The sequence below is a fragment of the Streptomyces boncukensis genome, from assembly GCF_011045075.1.
GTDB lineage: Bacteria > Actinomycetota > Actinomycetes > Streptomycetales > Streptomycetaceae > Streptomyces > Streptomyces boncukensis.
Window position 1 is genome coordinate 1 of record NZ_JAAKZZ010000033.1, and the last position, 16,113, is coordinate 16,113.

Here is a 16,113-nt window from a genome sequence, read left to right on the forward strand (position 1 = left end):
GCCCCGCCCATCCCGAGGGGGCCGGTAGGTAGCGGTTTCGCACGCTGAAACCGAACCCCCGCCGTCCGTTATCCGAACGGCGGAACGTAGGGCGCTTCCGTCAACCAATAGGGACACAAAGGAACGTGAAATCCATCTGACGCCACCTTCTCACCACACAGCGGGGACCCTGTCGAGTCCCACACACGTGACGAACATCACGTCGCCAAGTGGCCAACCGGACAGCGGAATTGAGGCCGCCCGACGCTGCGTCCGTCACACAAAATGAGCGGTCCGACGCCCAGCGTCCCCACCGCGTTTCCGGATGGGAACAGACCTCGCGTGAGCACACCCGCGCTCACCGGAAACCATGATCGCTCAGCCGGACATCGCGACCAGGGACCGGAGGAACGACAGGTCGACCTCTTCGAGCGAGCGTACGACCGTACGGCCGAGCGCGGGCTCTATCGGCGCCAGCGACGGGATCGCCACCACGGGGCAGCCCGCGGCCTCGGCGGAGGCCACTCCGGTGGCGGTGTCCTCCAGCACCGCGCAGCGCGCCGGATCAGCCCCGAGGCGGCCCGAGGCGGCGAGGTACGGGTCCGGGTGCGGCTTGGTCCGCGGCAGCTCATCACCCGCCAGAGTGAACCTGAAGTGCTCCCGGCCGAGCGAGACCAGCATCCGGTCGACGACGGTGCGGTGCGAGGCGGAGACGAGCGCGGCGGGGATCCCCTGGGCGGTCAGCTCCGTCAGCAGCCGCCGGGCGCCGGGCATCAGCGGCACCCCGCGCTCCACCCGCTGGATGAACTTCCGGTTGAGCAGGACGCTCAGCTCCTCCAGGCCGATCTCGGCGCGGGTCGCCTCGATCAGGAACCCGGCGCTACGCGCCATCGGGCCGCCCACGACCACGGAGCGCCACTCCTCGCGGAGTTCGTGCCCCAGTTCGGCGAACGCCTCGACCTCCGCGTCCCACCAGAAGTCCTCGGTGTCCACCAGGGTGCCGTCCATGTCGAGCAGCACCCCCTCAAGAGCTGGGCCCTCGGCCGTCAGAGTGCCGACTGCGGGAAGGGAACTGGTCATCCGCGCGCCTCCTGGGGGACAGGAAGGCCGGTCGCCCATTCCCGGCGGGAAGGGACGACCGGCCTGTACCGGACCGAACAGTGTACGACGGTCTGTTAACGGGCGTTGAAGTACTTCGCCTCGGGGTGGTGGAGGACGATCGCGTCGGTGGACTGCTCCGGGTGCAGCTGGAACTCCTCGGACAGCTCGACCCCGATCCGCTCGGGCCGCAGCAGCTCGGCGATCTTCGCGCGGTCCTCCAGGTTGGGGCAGGCGCCGTAGCCCAGCGAGAAGCGGGCGCCGCGGTACTTCAGGTCGAACATGCCCTGCATCTGCTCCGGGTCCTCGCCCGCGTAGCCGAGCTCCGAGCGGACCCGCGCGTGCCAGAGCTCGGCCATCGCCTCGGCGAGCTGGACGGAGAGCCCGTGCAGCTCCAGGTAGTCGCGGTAGGCGTCGGCGGCGAACAGCTCGGCCGTCTTCTCGCCGATCCTGGAGCCGACCGTGACCACCTGGAGGCCGACGACGTCCGTCTCGCCGCTCTCCTCCGGGCGGAAGAAGTCCGCCAGGCACAGCCGCCGCCCGCGGCGCTGCCGGGGGAAGGTGAAGCGGGTGCGCTCGTTGCCCTGGTCGTCCAGCAGGATGAGGTCGTCGCCCTTGGAGACGCAGGGGAAGTAGCCGTAGACGACGGCGGCCTCCAGCAGGCCCTCCGTGTGCAGTCGGTCGAGCCAGCCGCGCAGCCGGGGGCGCCCCTCGGACTCCACCAGCTCCTCGTAGGAGGGCCCGTCGCCCTTGCGGGCCTCCTTCAGGCCCCACTGGCCCTTGAAGAGGGCCCCCTCGTCGATCCAGGAGGCGTACTCCTTCAGCCCGATCCCCTTGATCACCTTGGTGCCCCAGAACGGGGGCTCGGGCACGGGGTTGTCGGTGGCCACGTCGGAACGCACGGATCCGTCGTTGGCCTCCGGCTCGGGGATGTCCACGTCCCGCTTGGCCACCCGGCGCTTCTTCAGCTCGGGCAGGCTGGCGCCGGGTACGCCGCGCTTGACGTCCATCAGCGCGTCCATGAGGCTCAGGCCCTCGAAGGCGTCCTTGGCGTAGCGGACCTCGCCCTCGTACACCTCGTGCAGGTCCTGCTCGACATAGGCGCGGGTGAGGGCGGCCCCGCCGAGGATGACCGGGTAGTCGTCGGCCATCTTGCGGGCGTTCAGCTCCTCCAGGTTCTCCTTCATGATCACCGTGGACTTCACCAGCAGCCCGGACATGCCGATGACATCGGCCCGGTGCTCCTTGGCGGCGTCCAGGATGGCGGCGACGGGCTGCTTGATGCCCAGGTTGACGACCTGGTAGCCGTTGTTCGAGAGGATGATGTCGACCAGGTTCTTGCCGATGTCGTGCACGTCGCCGCGGACGGTGGCCAGCACGATGGTGCCCTTGCCGTCGTCGTCGGACTTCTCCATGTGCGGTTCGAGGTGGGCGACCGCGTTCTTCATCACCTCGGCGGACTGCAGGACGAACGGGAGCTGCATCTGGCCGGAGCCGAACAGCTCGCCGACCACCTTCATCCCGGCCAGCAGGGTGTCGTTGACGATCGCCAGCGCCGGGCGCTCCTCCAGCGCCGCTTCCAGGTCCTCCTCCAGGCCGTTGCGCTCGCCGTCGATGATGCGGCGCTGCAGCCGCTCGTCCAGCGGGAGGGCCGCCAGCTCCTCGGCCTTGCCCGCCTTCAGGGACTTGGCGGTGGCGCCCTCGAACAGCTCCATGAGCTTCTGCAGCGGGTCGTAGCCCTCGCTGCGGCGGTCGTAGATGAGGTCGAGGGCGGCGTTGACCTGCTCTTCCTCCAGGCGCGCGATCGGGAGGATCTTGCTCGCGTGGACGATCGCCGAGTCGAGGCCCGCCTTGACGCACTCGTCGAGGAAGACGGAGTTGAGGGTGATGCGCGCGGCCGGGTTGAGGCCGAAGGAGATGTTGGAGAGGCCCAGCGTGGTCTGCACGTCCGGGTGGCGCTTCTTGAGCTCCCGGATCGCCTCGATGGTGTGGATGCCGTCCTTGCGGGACTCCTCCTGGCCGGTGCAGATGGTGAAGGTCAGGGTGTCGATGAGGATGTCGGATTCACGGATGCCGTAGTTGCCGGTCAGGTCCGCGATGATCCGTTCGGCGATGGCGACCTTGTTCTCGACGGTGCGGGCCTGGCCCTCCTCGTCGATGGTGAGGGCGATCAGCGCGGCACCGTGCTCCTTGGCGAGCGTGGTGACCTTGGCGAAGCGGGACTCGGGGCCGTCGCCGTCCTCGTAGTTCACCGAGTTGATCACCGCGCGGCCGCCCAGCTTCTCCAGGCCGGCCTGGATGACGCCGATCTCGGTGGAGTCCAGCACGATGGGCAGCGTGGAGGCGGTGGCGAAGCGGCCGGCCAGCTCCGCCATGTCGGCCACGCCGTCCCGGCCGACGTAGTCGACGCACAGATCGAGCATGTGGGCGCCCTCGCGGATCTGGTCGCGGGCCATCTCCACGCAGTCGTCCCAGCGGCCCTCCAGCATGGCCTCGCGGAACTTCTTGGACCCGTTGGCGTTCGTCCGCTCGCCGATGGCCATGTACGAGGTGTCCTGGCGGAACGGGACCGTCTGGTAGAGGGAGGCGGCGCCGGGCTCGGCCTGCGGGGTGCGCTCGGCGGGCGCGGAGCCTCTGACCCGCTCCACGAGCTGCCGCAGATGCTCGGGGGTGGTGCCGCAGCAGCCGCCGACGAGGGAGAGGCCGTAGTCGCGGACGAAGCCCTCGTGCGCGTCGGCGAGCTCCTCCGCGGTCAGCGGGTAGTGGGCGCCGTCCTTGCCGAGGACGGGCAGGCCCGCGTTCGGCATGCAGGAGATCGGGACGCGCGCGTGCTGGGCCAGGTAGCGCAGGTGCTCGCTCATCTCGGCCGGGCCGGTGGCGCAGTTCAGGCCGATCATGTCGATGCCCAGCGGCTCCAGCGCGGTGAGCGCCGCGCCGATCTCGGAGCCCAGCAGCATGGTGCCGGTGGTCTCCACCGTGACCGAGCAGATGAGCGGGAGGTCGGCGCCGGTGGCGTCCATGGCGCGGCGGGCGCCGATGATGGACGCCTTGGTCTGCAGGAGATCCTGGGTGGTCTCCACCAGCAGCGCGTCGGCGCCGCCGGCGATCATGCCCTCGGCGTTCTCCTGGTACGCGTCGCGGAGCGTGGTGTAGGGGGCGTGGCCGAGGGTGGGCAGCTTGGTGCCGGGGCCCATGGAGCCGAGGACCCAGCGCTGGCGGCCGTCCTTGGCGTCGAACTCGTCGGCGACCTCGCGGGCGATGCGCACGCCCTTCTCGGACAGCTCGTGGATCTGGTCGGTGATCTCGTACTCCCCCAGCGCCGCAAAATTCGCGCCAAAGGTGTTCGTCTCCACGCAGTCCACACCGGCCGCGAAGTACTCCTCGTGGACGGAGCGGATGATGTCCGGACGCGTCACGTTGAGGATCTCGTTGCAGCCCTCAAGCTGCTGGAAGTCGTCAAGAGTGGGGTCCTGCGCCTGGATCATCGTCCCCATCGCCCCGTCGGCGACGACCACGCGCTCGGCGAGTGCCTGCCGGAGGGCGTCGGCCCGGGTCGGGTTCTTGGGTGCGGACGTGCTGCTAGGCGACGAGGCCATGGAAGAGCTCCCTGGGATGCGACGGCTGTCGGCTTTGCGCCGTCCCTGGAGACAGCGCACCCGGTCAGCGTATAGGGCCTGCGCAAGGGTGCTCGATAGGTATTCCGCGGAACAGGGGTGTGGACGGCTCAAAACGGCACTTCCCCCTGGTCGGCATGTAACGATACCGTTCGACATTGCCGAACAACAGACAGAGCAGGTCACGGAGGTACCAGATGGCCCGGTCCATCCAGTCGCTGGAGCGCGCTGCCGCGGTGCTGCGACTGCTGGCGGGTGGTGAGCGGCGGCTCGGCCTCTCCGAGATCGCCTCGGCCCTCGACCTCGCCAAGGGTACGGCCCACGGGCTGATCCGCACGCTGCAGCAGGAGGGCTTCGTCGAGCAGGACGCGGCCACCGGCAAGTACCAGCTCGGAGCCGAGCTGCTGCGGCTGGGCAACAGCTATCTGGACGTGCACGAGCTGCGGGCCCGCGCGCTGGTCTGGACGGACGACCTGGCGCGGTCGAGCGGCGAGAGCGTCTACCTGGGGGTGCTGCACCAGCAGGGCGTGCTGATCGTGCACCACGTCTTCCGGCCCGACGACAGCCGTCAGGTGCTGGAGGTGGGTGCGATGCAGCCGCTGCACTGCACGGCCCTGGGCAAGGTGCTGGCGGCGTACGACCCGGTGGCGCACAGCCAGGCGGCGGACGTCGAGCGGCGGGTCTTCACGGAGCGCACGGTCACCGACGAGCAGGCGTTCGAGGAGCTGCTGGAGGTGGTGCGGGCGCGCGGCTGGGCGTCCGACGTGGAGGAGACCTGGAACGGGCTGGCCTCGGTCGCCGCTCCCGTCTACGACCGGCGCCGGATGCCGGTGGGGGCTGTCGGCGTCACCGGCGCCGTGGAGCGGGTGTGCGCCGAGGGCGAGCTGCATCCGCACCTGGTGGCCGCGGTGCGCGACTGCGCGCGGGCGGTCTCCCGGGACCTCGGCGCGCTGCGGCGTTTCTAGGCGCGGTCCCACCAACCGGGACAGCTCCGACCAGGGCGGACATTCGGGAGTCATCCGTCACACCCTCTTGACGAGATCCTCACCAGGGAGAAAACTGCCGTTCGGCGGTCGACATTGTCGAACACCGGACGTTTACCCGGCCCGCCTATCCATCTGGACTAAAGGACAAAGGAGTCGCGGGTGTCCAGCTCCGACATCTTCCAGAGCGAGGTCCTCGGCACCATGGTGCTGGTCCTCCTCGGCGGCGGCGTCTGCGCCGCCGTCAACCTCAAGCGCTCGAAGGCTTTCGAGGCCGGGTGGGTCGCCATCGCGTTCGGTTGGGGTTTCGCAGTTCTCACCGGTGCGTACATCGCCCAAACCTCGGGCGCGCACCTGAACCCGGCGGTCACCCTGGCTCTGGCCATCAAGGGCGACACGGACTGGGGCGACGTGCCGGTCTACATGGGCAGCGAGCTGCTCGGTGCGGTGATCGGCGCGGTGCTGGTCTGGCTCGCCTACTACGGCCAGCTGCACGCCACGCTCAACGAGCCCGAGATGGCCAAGCAGAAGACCTCCAACCCGGGTCCGGTGCACGGCGTCTTCTTCACGTCGCCCGAGATACGCAACCCGGTGCAGAACTTCGTCACCGAGTTCATCGCCACCTTCGTGCTCATCCTGGCCATCGTCACCCAGGGTCTGGTCAAGGACGCGGACGGCACGGTCGGCCTGGGCCGAATGGGTGCCCTGATCACCGCACTGGTCGTGGTGGGCATCGGCCTGTCCCTCGGCGGTCCGACGGGGTACGCGATCAACCCGGTCCGCGACCTCGGCCCCCGTATCGTGCACGCGCTGCTGCCGCTGCCGAACAAGGGCGGAAGCGACTGGGGCTACGCCTGGGTGCCCATCGCCGGCCCGCTCGCGGGTGCCGCGGCCGCCGCTGGCATATACAACCTCGTATGGGGCTAGCCGCCGTCGCGGGACGCCACAGCCGACCGATCCGAACGAAGTAATCGGAGCACACCATGAGCGACACACACGCCACCACCGCCTCCGCGCACGGCGGAGGCCCCTTCATCGCGGCCATCGACCAGGGCACCACCTCCAGCCGCTGCATCGTCTTCGACAAGGACGGCCGTATCGTCTCGGTCGACCAGAAGGAGCACGAGCAGATCCTCCCCAAGCCGGGCTGGGTCGAGCACGACGCCGCCGAGATCTGGGCGAACGTCCAGCAGGTCGTCACGGGCGCGCTGAGCAACGCCGGGATCACCAAGAAGGACGTCCTGGCGATCGGCATCACCAACCAGCGCGAGACGACCGTGCTGTGGGAGAAGGCCACCGGCAAGCCGGTGCACAACGCCATCGTCTGGCAGGACACCCGCACCGACGCGCTCTGCAAGGACCTGGGCCGCAACGTCGGCCAGGACCGGTTCCGCCGCGAGACGGGCCTCCCCCTCGCCTCGTACTTCGCGGGCCCGAAGATCCGCTGGCTGCTGGACAACGTCGAGGGGCTGCGGGAGCGCTGCGAGAACGGCGAGATCCTGTTCGGCACGATGGACTCGTGGGTCATCTGGAACCTCACCGGTGGGCCGAACGGCGGACGGCACGTCACCGATGTGACCAACGCGTCCCGCACGCTGCTGATGAACCTGCACACCATGCAGTGGGACGAGAAGATCTGCTCCTCCATCGGCATCCCGATGGCCGTGCTGCCCGAGATCCGCTCGTCCGCCGAGGTGTACGGCGAGGCCGTCGGCGAGCTGTCCGGGCTGCCCGTCGCCTCCGCGCTGGGCGACCAGCAGGCCGCGCTGTTCGGCCAGACGTGCTACTCCCCGGGCGAGGCCAAGTCCACGTACGGCACCGGCACCTTCCTGCTGATGAACACCGGCCACGAGCCGATCAACTCCTACAACGGCCTGCTGACGACCGTGGGGTACCGCATCGGGGACCAGGAGCCGGTCTTCGCGCTGGAGGGCTCGATCGCGGTCACCGGCTCGCTGGTGCAGTGGATGCGGGACCAGATGGGCCTCATCAACAGCGCGGCGGAGATCGAGACGCTGGCCAGCTCGGTGGAGGACAACGGCGGCGCGTACTTCGTGCCCGCGTTCTCCGGCCTGTTCGCCCCGTACTGGCGTTCGGATGCGCGGGGTGTGATCGCGGGCCTCACCCGTTACGTCACCAAGGCGCACCTCGCGCGTGCCGTGCTGGAAGCCACCGCGTGGCAGACGCGCGAGATCGTCGACGCGATGCAGAAGGACTCCGAGGTCGAGCTGACCTCCCTGAAGGTGGACGGCGGCATGACCGCCAACAATCTGCTGATGCAGACCATCTCGGACGTCCTCGACGCCCCGGTCGTCCGCCCGATGGTCGCCGAGACCACCTGCCTGGGTGCCGCGTACGCGGCCGGGCTGGCCGTCGGCTTCTGGTCGGACACCGAGGAGCTGCGCGCCAACTGGAAGCGCGCGGCCGAATGGACCCCCCGCATGGACGCGGAGACGCGTGAGCGGGAATACCGGAACTGGCTCAAGGCCGTCGAGCGGACCATGGGCTGGATCGAAGAGGAGAGCTGAGGACAATGAACACCCTGCAGAGCGTCCCCGCCCTGGGGACGCACCCGGCTGCCGGCAGCAACCCTGGCCGCGCCGAGACCAGAGAGCTGCTCGCGAACGCGACGTACGACCTGCTGGTGATCGGCGGCGGCATCCTGGGGACCTCGGTCGCCTGGCATGCGGCGCAGTCGGGACTGCGGGTGGCCATGGTGGACGCCGGCGACTTCGCCGGCGCCACCTCCTCCGCGTCCTCGAAGCTGGTGCACGGCGGTCTGCGCTACCTGCAGACCGGTGCGGTCAAGCTGGTCGCGGAGAACCACCATGAGCGGCGGGTGCTGGCCAAGGACGTGGCCCCGCACCTGGTCAACCCGCTCACCTTCTATCTGCCCGTCTACAAGGGCGGCCCGCACGGCGCCGCCAAGCTGGGCGCGGGCGTCTTCGCGTACTCCGCGCTGTCCGCCTTCGGCGACGGCGTGGGCCGGGTCATCTCCCCCGCCAAGGCGGCGGCCGACAACCCGGCGCTGCGCACGGACAACCTCAAGGCGGTCGCGGTCTACGGCGACCACCAGATGAACGACTCCCGGATGGCCGTGATGACGGTCCGCGCCGCCGTCGAGTCGGGCGCTGTCGTGCTCAACCACGCCGAGGTCACCGGGCTGCGCTTCACCCGCGGCCGGGTGACGGGCGCGGAGCTGAGGGACCGCACGGACGGCGCCGAGTTCGGCGTGAACGCCCGCCTGGTGCTCAACGCCACCGGGCCGTGGGTCGACCACCTGCGGCGTATGGAGGACAGCGGCGCCGCCCCGTCCATCCGGCTGTCCAAGGGCGCCCACCTGGTGCTCAAGCGGAACTCGCCGTGGCGCGCCGCGATGGCCACCCCCATCGACAAGTACCGCATCACCTTCGCGCTGCCGTGGGAGGACCAGCTGCTGCTGGGCACCACGGACGAGGAGTACACCGGCGACCCCGCGGACGTGCGGGCGACCGAGGCCGACATCCAGCAGATCCTGGACGAGGCCGCGTTCTCGGTGCGCGACGCCGACCTCTCGCGGGACCTGATGACGTACGCCTTCGCGGGCCTGCGCGTGCTGCCCGGCGGGCCGGGCGGCGTCGAGTCCGCCAAGCGCGAGACGGTGGTCACCGAGGGCCGGGGCGGCATGCTGTCCGTCGCGGGCGGCAAGTGGACGACGTACCGGCACATCGGCCGCACGGTGATGAACAAGCTGGAGCAGCTGCCGGGCGGCGGTCTCGCCGAGGATTCGGTGCCGGTCAAGGAGCTGGTGCGGCGCACCCCGCTGCCCGGCGTCTCGAACCCGAACGCGGTCGCCCACCGTCTGCTGGTGGACCGCGAGCCGGGCGTGCGGATGGACCCGCTGACCGCGCGCCAGCTGGCCACGCACTACGGCTCGCTCTCCTTCGACATCGCCCGCCTGGTGAACGAGGACCCCGCGCTGGGCGAGCGCGTCCACCCGGACGGCCCGGAGATCTGGGCCCAGGTGGTGTACGCGCGGGACCACGAGTGGGCGCAGACCGCGGACGACGTGGCGCGGCGCAGGATGACCCTGACGATCCGCGGCCTCGACACCCCGGAGGTCCGCGAGCGGGTGGAGAAGATCCTGGCCGAGCGCGAGAGCTGAGCCGCGGCGCGCGGCGGGGCCGAGGCCCCCTCGCCCGCCGCGGCCCGAGGTGACCGACGGCGGAGACCGGCGGTGCCCTACGACGCCCCCGCACACCCTGCGGGAGGATGTCGGGCGCCGCCGGTCTCGTCGTCTGCCCCGCGGTGTGCGGACCGCGGGCCGCCGCCCCGGAGGGGCGGGGAAGATGGCATGCTCCCGTCGCATGGGGAACGCGGACCCTCCCGGCGCCGACGGTCACGGCGACCCCGCCCACCGGTGCCGGCCGGCTGCCCGGATGTGCGGCGGGCGGGTGCGCGGTCCCGGGCCATAATGGGGCGGAGACATCCGATGTCTGCGGATGCGCCGAAGGTCAGGACTCGGGTCAGGGAGGCAGAGCGTGGCGGTTACCGATGAGGCGATCGAGAAGATCAAGGGGATGATCGTCTCGGGTGCGCTCCGGCCCGGCGACCGGCTGCCCAAGGAGAGCGAGCTGGCGACCGACCTGGGGCTGTCGCGCAACTCGCTGCGGGAGGCGGTGCGCGCGCTGTCCCTGATCCGCATCCTGGACGTGCGCCAGGGCGACGGCACCTACGTCACCAGTCTGGACCCGCAGCTGCTGCTGGAGGCCATGAGCTTCGTGGTGGACTTCCACCGCGACGACACGGTCCTGGAGTTCCTCGCGGTGCGCCGCATCCTGGAGCCGGCGGCGACCGCGATGGCCGGGGTGCGGATCCCGGACGGCGAGCTGGACGCGCTGGAGGCGCAGCTGGACGCGCTGGGCGACGATCCGTCGGTGGAGGAGCTGGTCGCCGCCGATCTGGAGTTCCACCGCCGGATCGTGGCCGCCTCCGGCAACTCGGTGCTGTGCTCCCTGCTGGACGGGCTGTCCGGGCCCACCACGCGGGCCCGGGTGTGGCGCGGGCTGACCCAGGAGCACGCCGTCAGCCGCACCCTCCACGAGCACCGCCAGATCCTCGCCGCCCTGCGGGCCCGCGACACGGAGGCGGCGCGCTCCTGGGCGACGGTGCACATCGCGAGCGTGGAGCAGTGGCTGCGCTCCACCCTGTGACGGCGCTCCGCCCTGTGACCGCTCCGCCCTGTGACGAAGCGGCGCGGCCGGCGCCGCCGGGCTCATTCCTGGCGCTCTCCGCCCGCGAAGCGGGAGATGACGAGCGCCACGATGATGATGGCGCCGTTGAGGAACTGGTTCCACAGCGGCGGGACCCCGCCGAGCGTCATCACGTTCACCACGAGCTGCAGCGTCAGCACGCCCGTCAGCGCCCCGAAGACGGTGCCCCTGCCGCCCCGCAGCCCGATGCCGCCGATCACCGCCGCTGCGAACACCTGGAAGATCCAGCCGTCGCCCTGGCCGGCCGAGACCGAGCCGTAGTGGCCGGTGTAGAGGATCCCGGCGAAGGCGGCGAGTGTGCCCGCGAGGGCCAGCACGGCCCAGGTGAGCCGGTCGGTGCGGATGCCGGCGGCGCGCGCGGCCTCCGGGTTGCCGCCGATCGCGTACAGCGCCCGCCCGTGCCGCATGTAGGCGAGGAAGAGCCCGGCCGCCGCGTACAGCAGCAGGCAGAGCCAGACCGCCGCAGGGACGCCCAGCCAGTCGGCCCTGCCCAGGTACCGGAAGGAGTCGGGGACGTTGACGATCGACTGCCCTTCGGACAGTCCGACGTGCAGGCCGCGCAGCATCGTCAGCATGCCGAGGGTGGCGATGAACCCGTTGACGCGGAGCTTCAGCATCAGAAAGCCGTTGGTGGCGCCGATCAGCGCGCCCACGGCGAGGCAGAGCGGAATGGCCAGCCAGGTGGGCAGGAGGCCCAGGCCGTGGAACCGGCTGCCGTCCGACGGGAGGACGAGCCACATGGCGACGACGGGCGCCACGCCCAGGGTGGACTCCAGGGAGAGGTCCATCCGGCCGCAGATGAGCACCAGCGCCAGGCCGAGCACCAGCAGGCCGAGTTCGGTCGACTGCTGGACGACGCCGAGGAGGTTGTCCGTCGTCAGGAAGGCGGGCGAGACGATGAAGCCGATCAGCCCGAGGACGAGGATGACCGGCACCAGGGACAGGTCGCGCCACCGCGCGAAGTCGATCCTCGCGCGGGCGCTCTCCCGGTGTTCCGGTTCCCGGCCGTCCGTCAGCTCGCGGGCCGGCGGCTGGGCGGTGTCGGTCATGGTGCGCTCTCCTCGGGGTGCCCTGGGTGCCCGTGCTGTCCTGTGATGCCTTCCATCGCCGCGACCAGCTCCTGGTCGCTCCACTCGGTGCCGTACTCGGCCGCGATCCGCCCGTGGAACAGGGCCAGCACCCTGTCGCACACCCGCAGGTCGTCCAGTTCGTCCGAGACGATCAGTGCGGCGCGCCCCTGGTCGGCGACCTCCCGGACGATGCCGAGCAGCGTGTCCTTGGACGTGACGTCGACTCCGGCGGTGGGCCGGACGGCGACCAGTACGCCGGGGTCGCGGGCCAGCGCACGGGCGACGACGACCTTCTGCTGGTTGCCGCCGGAGAGCCCGGAGACGGGCTGCCGGGGACCCGAGGTCTTGATGTCCAGGGAGCCGATCATCCGGCGGGCGAACTCCCGCGTCCGGGAGGGCAGCACAGCGCCCCACCGGCCGAGCTGGTCGGCGACGGGCGTGGCGTTCTCGGCGACGCTGCGCTGCGGGACGAGGCCCTGGAGGTGCCGGTCCTTGGGGACGTAGCCGATGCCCGCTTCCAGGGCGTGCGGGACGCTGCCGGGGCGCACGGTGCGGCCGCGTACGGTGACCGTCCCTGCGGTCTGCCGGCGCAGCCCCGCGAGGGTCTCGCCGATCGCCGTGCTGCCGCTCGCGGTGGCTCCGGCGAGGCCGAGGACCTCGCCCGCGCGCACGGTGAGGTCGACGGGCCCGTACGCGCCCCGGAGCGCCAGCCCGCGGGCGCGCAGCACGGGCCCGCCCTCCGGGGCGGCGCGGCCGGCCGCGGCCGCCCTCCCCGCGGCCGCGCCCTCCCCCGCGGCGCTCCCTCCGGTCTCCTGGGCGGTCATCGCCGCGACCAGCTCCCGCCGGGGCAGACCGGCGACGGGCTCGGTGAGCACATGGCGTGCGTCGCGGTAGACGGTGACGGTGTCGCACAGCTCGTACACCTCCTGGAGGTGGTGCGAGATGAACAGGAACGCCACGCCCTGGGCGCGCAGTTCGCGCAGCTTGGTGAAGAGCCGGGCGATGCCGCCCGCGTCGAGCTGCGCGGTCGGCTCGTCGAGGATCACGGTCCGGGCGCCGCAGGACAGCGCCCGCGCGATCTCCACGAACTGCCGCTGCTCGACGGTGAGGTCCCTGGTGCGCCGGGCGGGATCGACGTCCACGCCGTACTCCCGCAGCAGCGCACCGGCCCGCCGCCGCAGGGCGGGCCAGCGGATGGGACGGGTGCCGGGGAAGCGGTTGAGGAAGAGGTTCTCCGCTACCGTCAGCTCGGGCACGACCATGGAGCGCTGGTAGACGCAGGCGATGTGGCCGCGCCACGCCTCCGTGTCCCCGAAGGGCGGTGCGGGACGGCCGTGGAGGGTGACCCGGCCCGCGTCGGGGCGGTTCATGCCGGTGAGGACGGAGACGAGGGTGGACTTGCCCGCACCGTTCCGGCCCACCAGGGCGTGCGCCTCTCCGGGGCGTACGGTCAGCCCCACACCGTCCAGCGCGACCGTCGCGCCGTAGCGCTTGACGATCCCCTCGGCGTGCACGGCCGCCGTCCCGGCGGGCTGCGGGCCGGTCACCGCTTCTCCGTCTGATTGGCCCACAGCGCCTTGTCGTCGACGTTCTTCCTGGTGACGAGCGGGGCGGGGAGCTGGTCCTCCAGTCCGTTGGGGAGCTTGACAATCTTCGACCCGTGGGTGGTGGGGCCGGGCTCGTAGGTCCTGCCGTCCAGCGCGGCGCGGGCGTACCTCAGGGCGTACTTGGCATACAGATCGGCGGGCTGGGACAGCGTGGCGTCGATCTTGCCCTGGCGGATCGCCTTCAGCTCTTCGGGGATGCCGTCGTTGGAGATGATGGTGATGTGCCCCTTGGCGCCGGGCGGGCGCAGCAGGTTCTTCTGCTCCAGCAGGGCGAGGGTGGGCTGCAGGAAGGCACCGCCGGCCTGCATGTAGATGCCGTCCAGGTCGCGGTGCTGGGCGAGCAGGCTCTGCAGCTTGGCGGACGCCTCCTTGCCGTCCCAGTTGGTGGGCAGCTCATGCACCGTGATCCTGGGGTACTTCTTCTTCATGCAGGACGCGAACGCCTCGGATCTGTCCCGGCCGTTGATGGAGCTGAGGTCGCCCTGGAGCTCGGCGACGCGGCCCCGGCCGCCCAGCTGTTCGCCCAGGTACTCGCACGACTTGCGCCCGTAGGCGCGGTTGTCGGCGCGTACCACCATGTAGACCTCGCCCTTGTCGGGCCGGGTGTCGACGCTGACGACGGGGACGTCCCGCTCCGCGAGGTTCCGCAGGGTGGAGGAGATCGCCCCGGTGTCCTGCGGGGCCATGACAACGGCCTCGGCGCCCTGGTCGGTGAACGTCTGGACGTTGGCGACCAGTTTGGAGATGTCGTTCTGCGAGTTGGACAGGGGCAGTGCGTCCACGGTGCCGTTGTCGACGCCCTTTTTGACGTAGCTCTGATAGGCGGTCCAGAAGTCGGTGTCGGTGCGCGGCATGTCGATGCCGACCTTGCCCCTGGCCGCGGCTCCGCCCTCGCTGCCGCGGTTGCAGCCCGCGAGGGCGGCGGCAGTCAGGAGCAGGGCGCAGGAGGCGGCGCCGGTGGTCCGGAGGGTGCGCGTGCGCAGTCGCATGGGTCGTCGTCCCGTCCTCGGTTGTGGGGTGCTGTGGTGCGGTGTCAGGGAGGCGGTGCGCCGTCCGGGGCTGCCGGGGCGCCGTGCGCGGTGCGCGCCCGCCAGACGGCGCCGTGCGGGTAGCGGTGGGCCGCCAGGGAGTCGGCCCGCAGCTGGGCGGAGAAGCCGGGTGCGGTGGGGGCCAGGTAGCGGCCGTTCCTGACGACCGCCGGGTCGGTGAAGTGCTCGTGCAGATGGTCGACGTACTCGATGACCCGGTCCTCGGTGCTGCCCGAGACGGCGACGTAGTCGAACATCGCCAGGTGCTGCACCAGCTCGCACAGTCCGACACCGCCCGCGTGCGGGCAGACGGGAACGCCGAACTTCGCGGCCAGCAGCAGGACGGCGAGGTTCTCGTTGACGCCTGCCACGCGGGTGGCGTCGATCTGGACGAAGTCCACGGCCCCGGCCTGCAGCAGCTGCTTGAACACGACGCGGTTGGCGACGTGTTCGCCGGTGGCGACCTTCACGGGCTGCCGGGCGCGCACGGCGGCGTGGCCGAGGATGTCGTCGGGGCTGGTGGGCTCCTCGATCCAGTACGGGTCGTGCGCGGCCAGCGCGCTCATCCAGCGCACCGCCTCGTCGCGCTCCCACCGCTGGTTGGCGTCGACGGCGATCCGCACGGCGGGACCGACGGCCTCGCGCGCGAGCCGCATCCGGTGCAGGTCCTGGTCGAGGTCGGCGCCGACCTTCAGCTTGATCTGGGTGAAGCCGTCGGCGACCGCCTGGTGGGCGAGTTTGACGAGCTTCTCGTCGGAGTAGCCGAGCCACCCGGGCGAGGTGGTGTAGGCGGGGTAGCCGTGGGCGCGCAGCGCGGCGGCGCGGGCGGCCCGCCCGGGGGCGGCGGCGCGCAGCAGCCCCAGGGCCTCCCCGGGGGTGAGCGCGTCGGTCAGGTGGCGGAAGTCGACGAGGGCGACGAGTTCCTCGGGGCTGAACGAGGCCAGGTAGGCCCACAGGGGGAGCCCGGCGCGCTTGGCGGCCAGGTCCCAGGCGGCGTTCACGACGGCGCCCGCGGCCATGTGCATGACGCCCTTCTCGGGGCCGAGCCAGCGCAGCTGCGAGTCGCGGGTCAGCGTGCGGTGCAGACCGCCCAGGTCGCCGGTGACGGCCTCCAGGGAGCGGCCGGCGAGGTACGGCCGCAGCGCGGCGACGGCGGCGCAGACGACGTCGTTGCCGCGGCCGATGGTGAAGCAGAATCCGTGCCCGGTGTGGCCGTCGGGCGCGTCGGTGCGCAGGACGACATAGGCGGCGGAGTAGTCGGGGTCGGGGTTCATGGCGTCCGAGCCGTCGAGCCGCTCGGAGGTGGGGAACCGGACGTCATGGACCTCGACCCCGGTCACGCTATACATCGGACCTCTGCTCATAGGTCCGATGTATAGCCCTGCCATGTCCACGACGTCCAGGGGTGTGCACCGGGCAGATGGAGGCGTGCGGGGGCTGCGGTGCGGGCACCGTCACGCCGTAGGCTGGGCCCGCAACGCA

11 protein-coding genes are annotated in these 16,113 nt (G+C 71.2%); 5 read left to right on the top strand and 6 right to left on the bottom strand.

Features of this window, described 5'->3' with window-relative positions; translation table 11 throughout:
* Positions 1-357: 357 nt before the first annotated feature.
* Positions 358-1,059, bottom strand: coding sequence for an HAD family hydrolase (locus G5C65_RS05440; protein ID WP_165297464.1), 702 nt, complete (start codon positions 1,057-1,059; stop codon positions 358-360).
* A 95-nt stretch (positions 1,060-1,154) separates the two neighbouring features.
* Positions 1,155-4,673 (bottom strand): methionine synthase, encoded by a 3,519-nt coding sequence (gene metH, locus G5C65_RS05445; protein ID WP_165297465.1) that lies wholly within the window; start codon positions 4,671-4,673, stop codon positions 1,155-1,157.
* A 215-nt stretch (positions 4,674-4,888) separates the two neighbouring features.
* Here metH and G5C65_RS05450 point away from each other — a divergent pair, with 215 nt between their 5' ends.
* The 5 genes from G5C65_RS05450 to G5C65_RS05470 all read left to right on the top strand — a co-directional run bounded on the left by G5C65_RS05450 (position 4,889) and on the right by G5C65_RS05470 (position 10,866).
* Positions 4,889-5,656, top strand: coding sequence for an IclR family transcriptional regulator (locus tag G5C65_RS05450; RefSeq protein WP_165297466.1), 768 nt, complete (start codon positions 4,889-4,891; stop codon positions 5,654-5,656).
* 180 nt (positions 5,657-5,836) lie between these two features.
* Entirely contained in the window at positions 5,837-6,601 is a 765-nt protein-coding gene (locus tag G5C65_RS05455) for an MIP family channel protein (RefSeq protein ID WP_165297467.1), read from the top strand.
* 56 nt (positions 6,602-6,657) lie between these two features.
* Positions 6,658-8,202 carry a glycerol kinase GlpK gene (gene glpK, locus G5C65_RS05460; RefSeq protein WP_165297468.1) on the top strand — a complete coding sequence of 515 codons (1,545 nt, stop codon included), beginning with the start codon at positions 6,658-6,660 and terminating at the stop codon, positions 8,200-8,202.
* Positions 8,203-8,207: 5 nt separating this feature from the next.
* Entirely contained in the window at positions 8,208-9,818 is a 1,611-nt protein-coding gene (locus G5C65_RS05465) for a glycerol-3-phosphate dehydrogenase/oxidase (RefSeq protein ID WP_165297469.1), read from the top strand.
* A gap of 376 nt (positions 9,819-10,194) precedes the next feature.
* Positions 10,195-10,866 carry an FCD domain-containing protein gene (locus G5C65_RS05470; RefSeq protein ID WP_165297470.1) on the top strand — a complete coding sequence of 224 codons (672 nt, stop codon included), beginning with the start codon at positions 10,195-10,197 and terminating at the stop codon, positions 10,864-10,866.
* Between the two features lie 62 nt (positions 10,867-10,928).
* Here G5C65_RS05470 and G5C65_RS05475 read toward each other — a convergent pair whose 3' ends face one another.
* From G5C65_RS05475 to G5C65_RS05490, 4 genes are read right to left on the bottom strand one after another with little or no spacing between them, the layout of a single operon-like run.
* Positions 10,929-11,975 (bottom strand): ABC transporter permease, encoded by a 1,047-nt coding sequence (locus tag G5C65_RS05475; protein ID WP_165297471.1) that lies wholly within the window; start codon positions 11,973-11,975, stop codon positions 10,929-10,931.
* The gene (locus G5C65_RS05480) at positions 11,972-13,543 is read right to left on the bottom strand and encodes an ATP-binding cassette domain-containing protein (protein ID WP_165297472.1); all 1,572 of its coding nucleotides are present in this window, start codon (positions 13,541-13,543) and stop codon (positions 11,972-11,974) included. Before G5C65_RS05480 ends, G5C65_RS05475 begins: the two co-directional genes overlap by 4 nt.
* Complete coding sequence (locus G5C65_RS05485) at positions 13,540-14,592, bottom strand: sugar ABC transporter substrate-binding protein (protein ID WP_165297473.1); 1,053 nt, start codon at positions 14,590-14,592, stop codon at positions 13,540-13,542. The genes G5C65_RS05480 and G5C65_RS05485 overlap by 4 nt, the downstream gene beginning before the upstream one ends.
* 44 nt (positions 14,593-14,636) lie before the next feature.
* Entirely contained in the window at positions 14,637-15,980 is a 1,344-nt protein-coding gene (locus tag G5C65_RS05490; protein WP_165297474.1) for an enolase C-terminal domain-like protein, read from the bottom strand.
* Positions 15,981-16,113 lie beyond the last annotated feature (133 nt).

What these genes read in the sequence shown, in the direction of transcription:
- G5C65_RS05440 (WP_165297464.1), bottom strand. Translation starts at nt 1,059, where the DNA reads ATGACCAGTTCCCTTCCCGCAGTCGGCACTCTGACGGCCGAGGGCCCA.
- metH (WP_165297465.1), bottom strand. Translation starts at nt 4,673, where the DNA reads ATGGCCTCGTCGCCTAGCAGCACGTCCGCACCCAAGAACCCGACCCGG.
- G5C65_RS05450 (WP_165297466.1), top strand. Translation starts at nt 4,889, where the DNA reads ATGGCCCGGTCCATCCAGTCGCTGGAGCGCGCTGCCGCGGTGCTGCGA.
- glpK (WP_165297468.1), top strand. Translation starts at nt 6,658, where the DNA reads ATGAGCGACACACACGCCACCACCGCCTCCGCGCACGGCGGAGGCCCC.
- G5C65_RS05465 (WP_165297469.1), top strand. Translation starts at nt 8,208, where the DNA reads ATGAACACCCTGCAGAGCGTCCCCGCCCTGGGGACGCACCCGGCTGCC.
- G5C65_RS05475 (WP_165297471.1), bottom strand. Translation starts at nt 11,975, where the DNA reads ATGACCGACACCGCCCAGCCGCCGGCCCGCGAGCTGACGGACGGCCGG.
- G5C65_RS05485 (WP_165297473.1), bottom strand. Translation starts at nt 14,592, where the DNA reads ATGCGACTGCGCACGCGCACCCTCCGGACCACCGGCGCCGCCTCCTGC.
- G5C65_RS05490 (WP_165297474.1), bottom strand. Translation starts at nt 15,980, where the DNA reads ATGTATAGCGTGACCGGGGTCGAGGTCCATGACGTCCGGTTCCCCACC.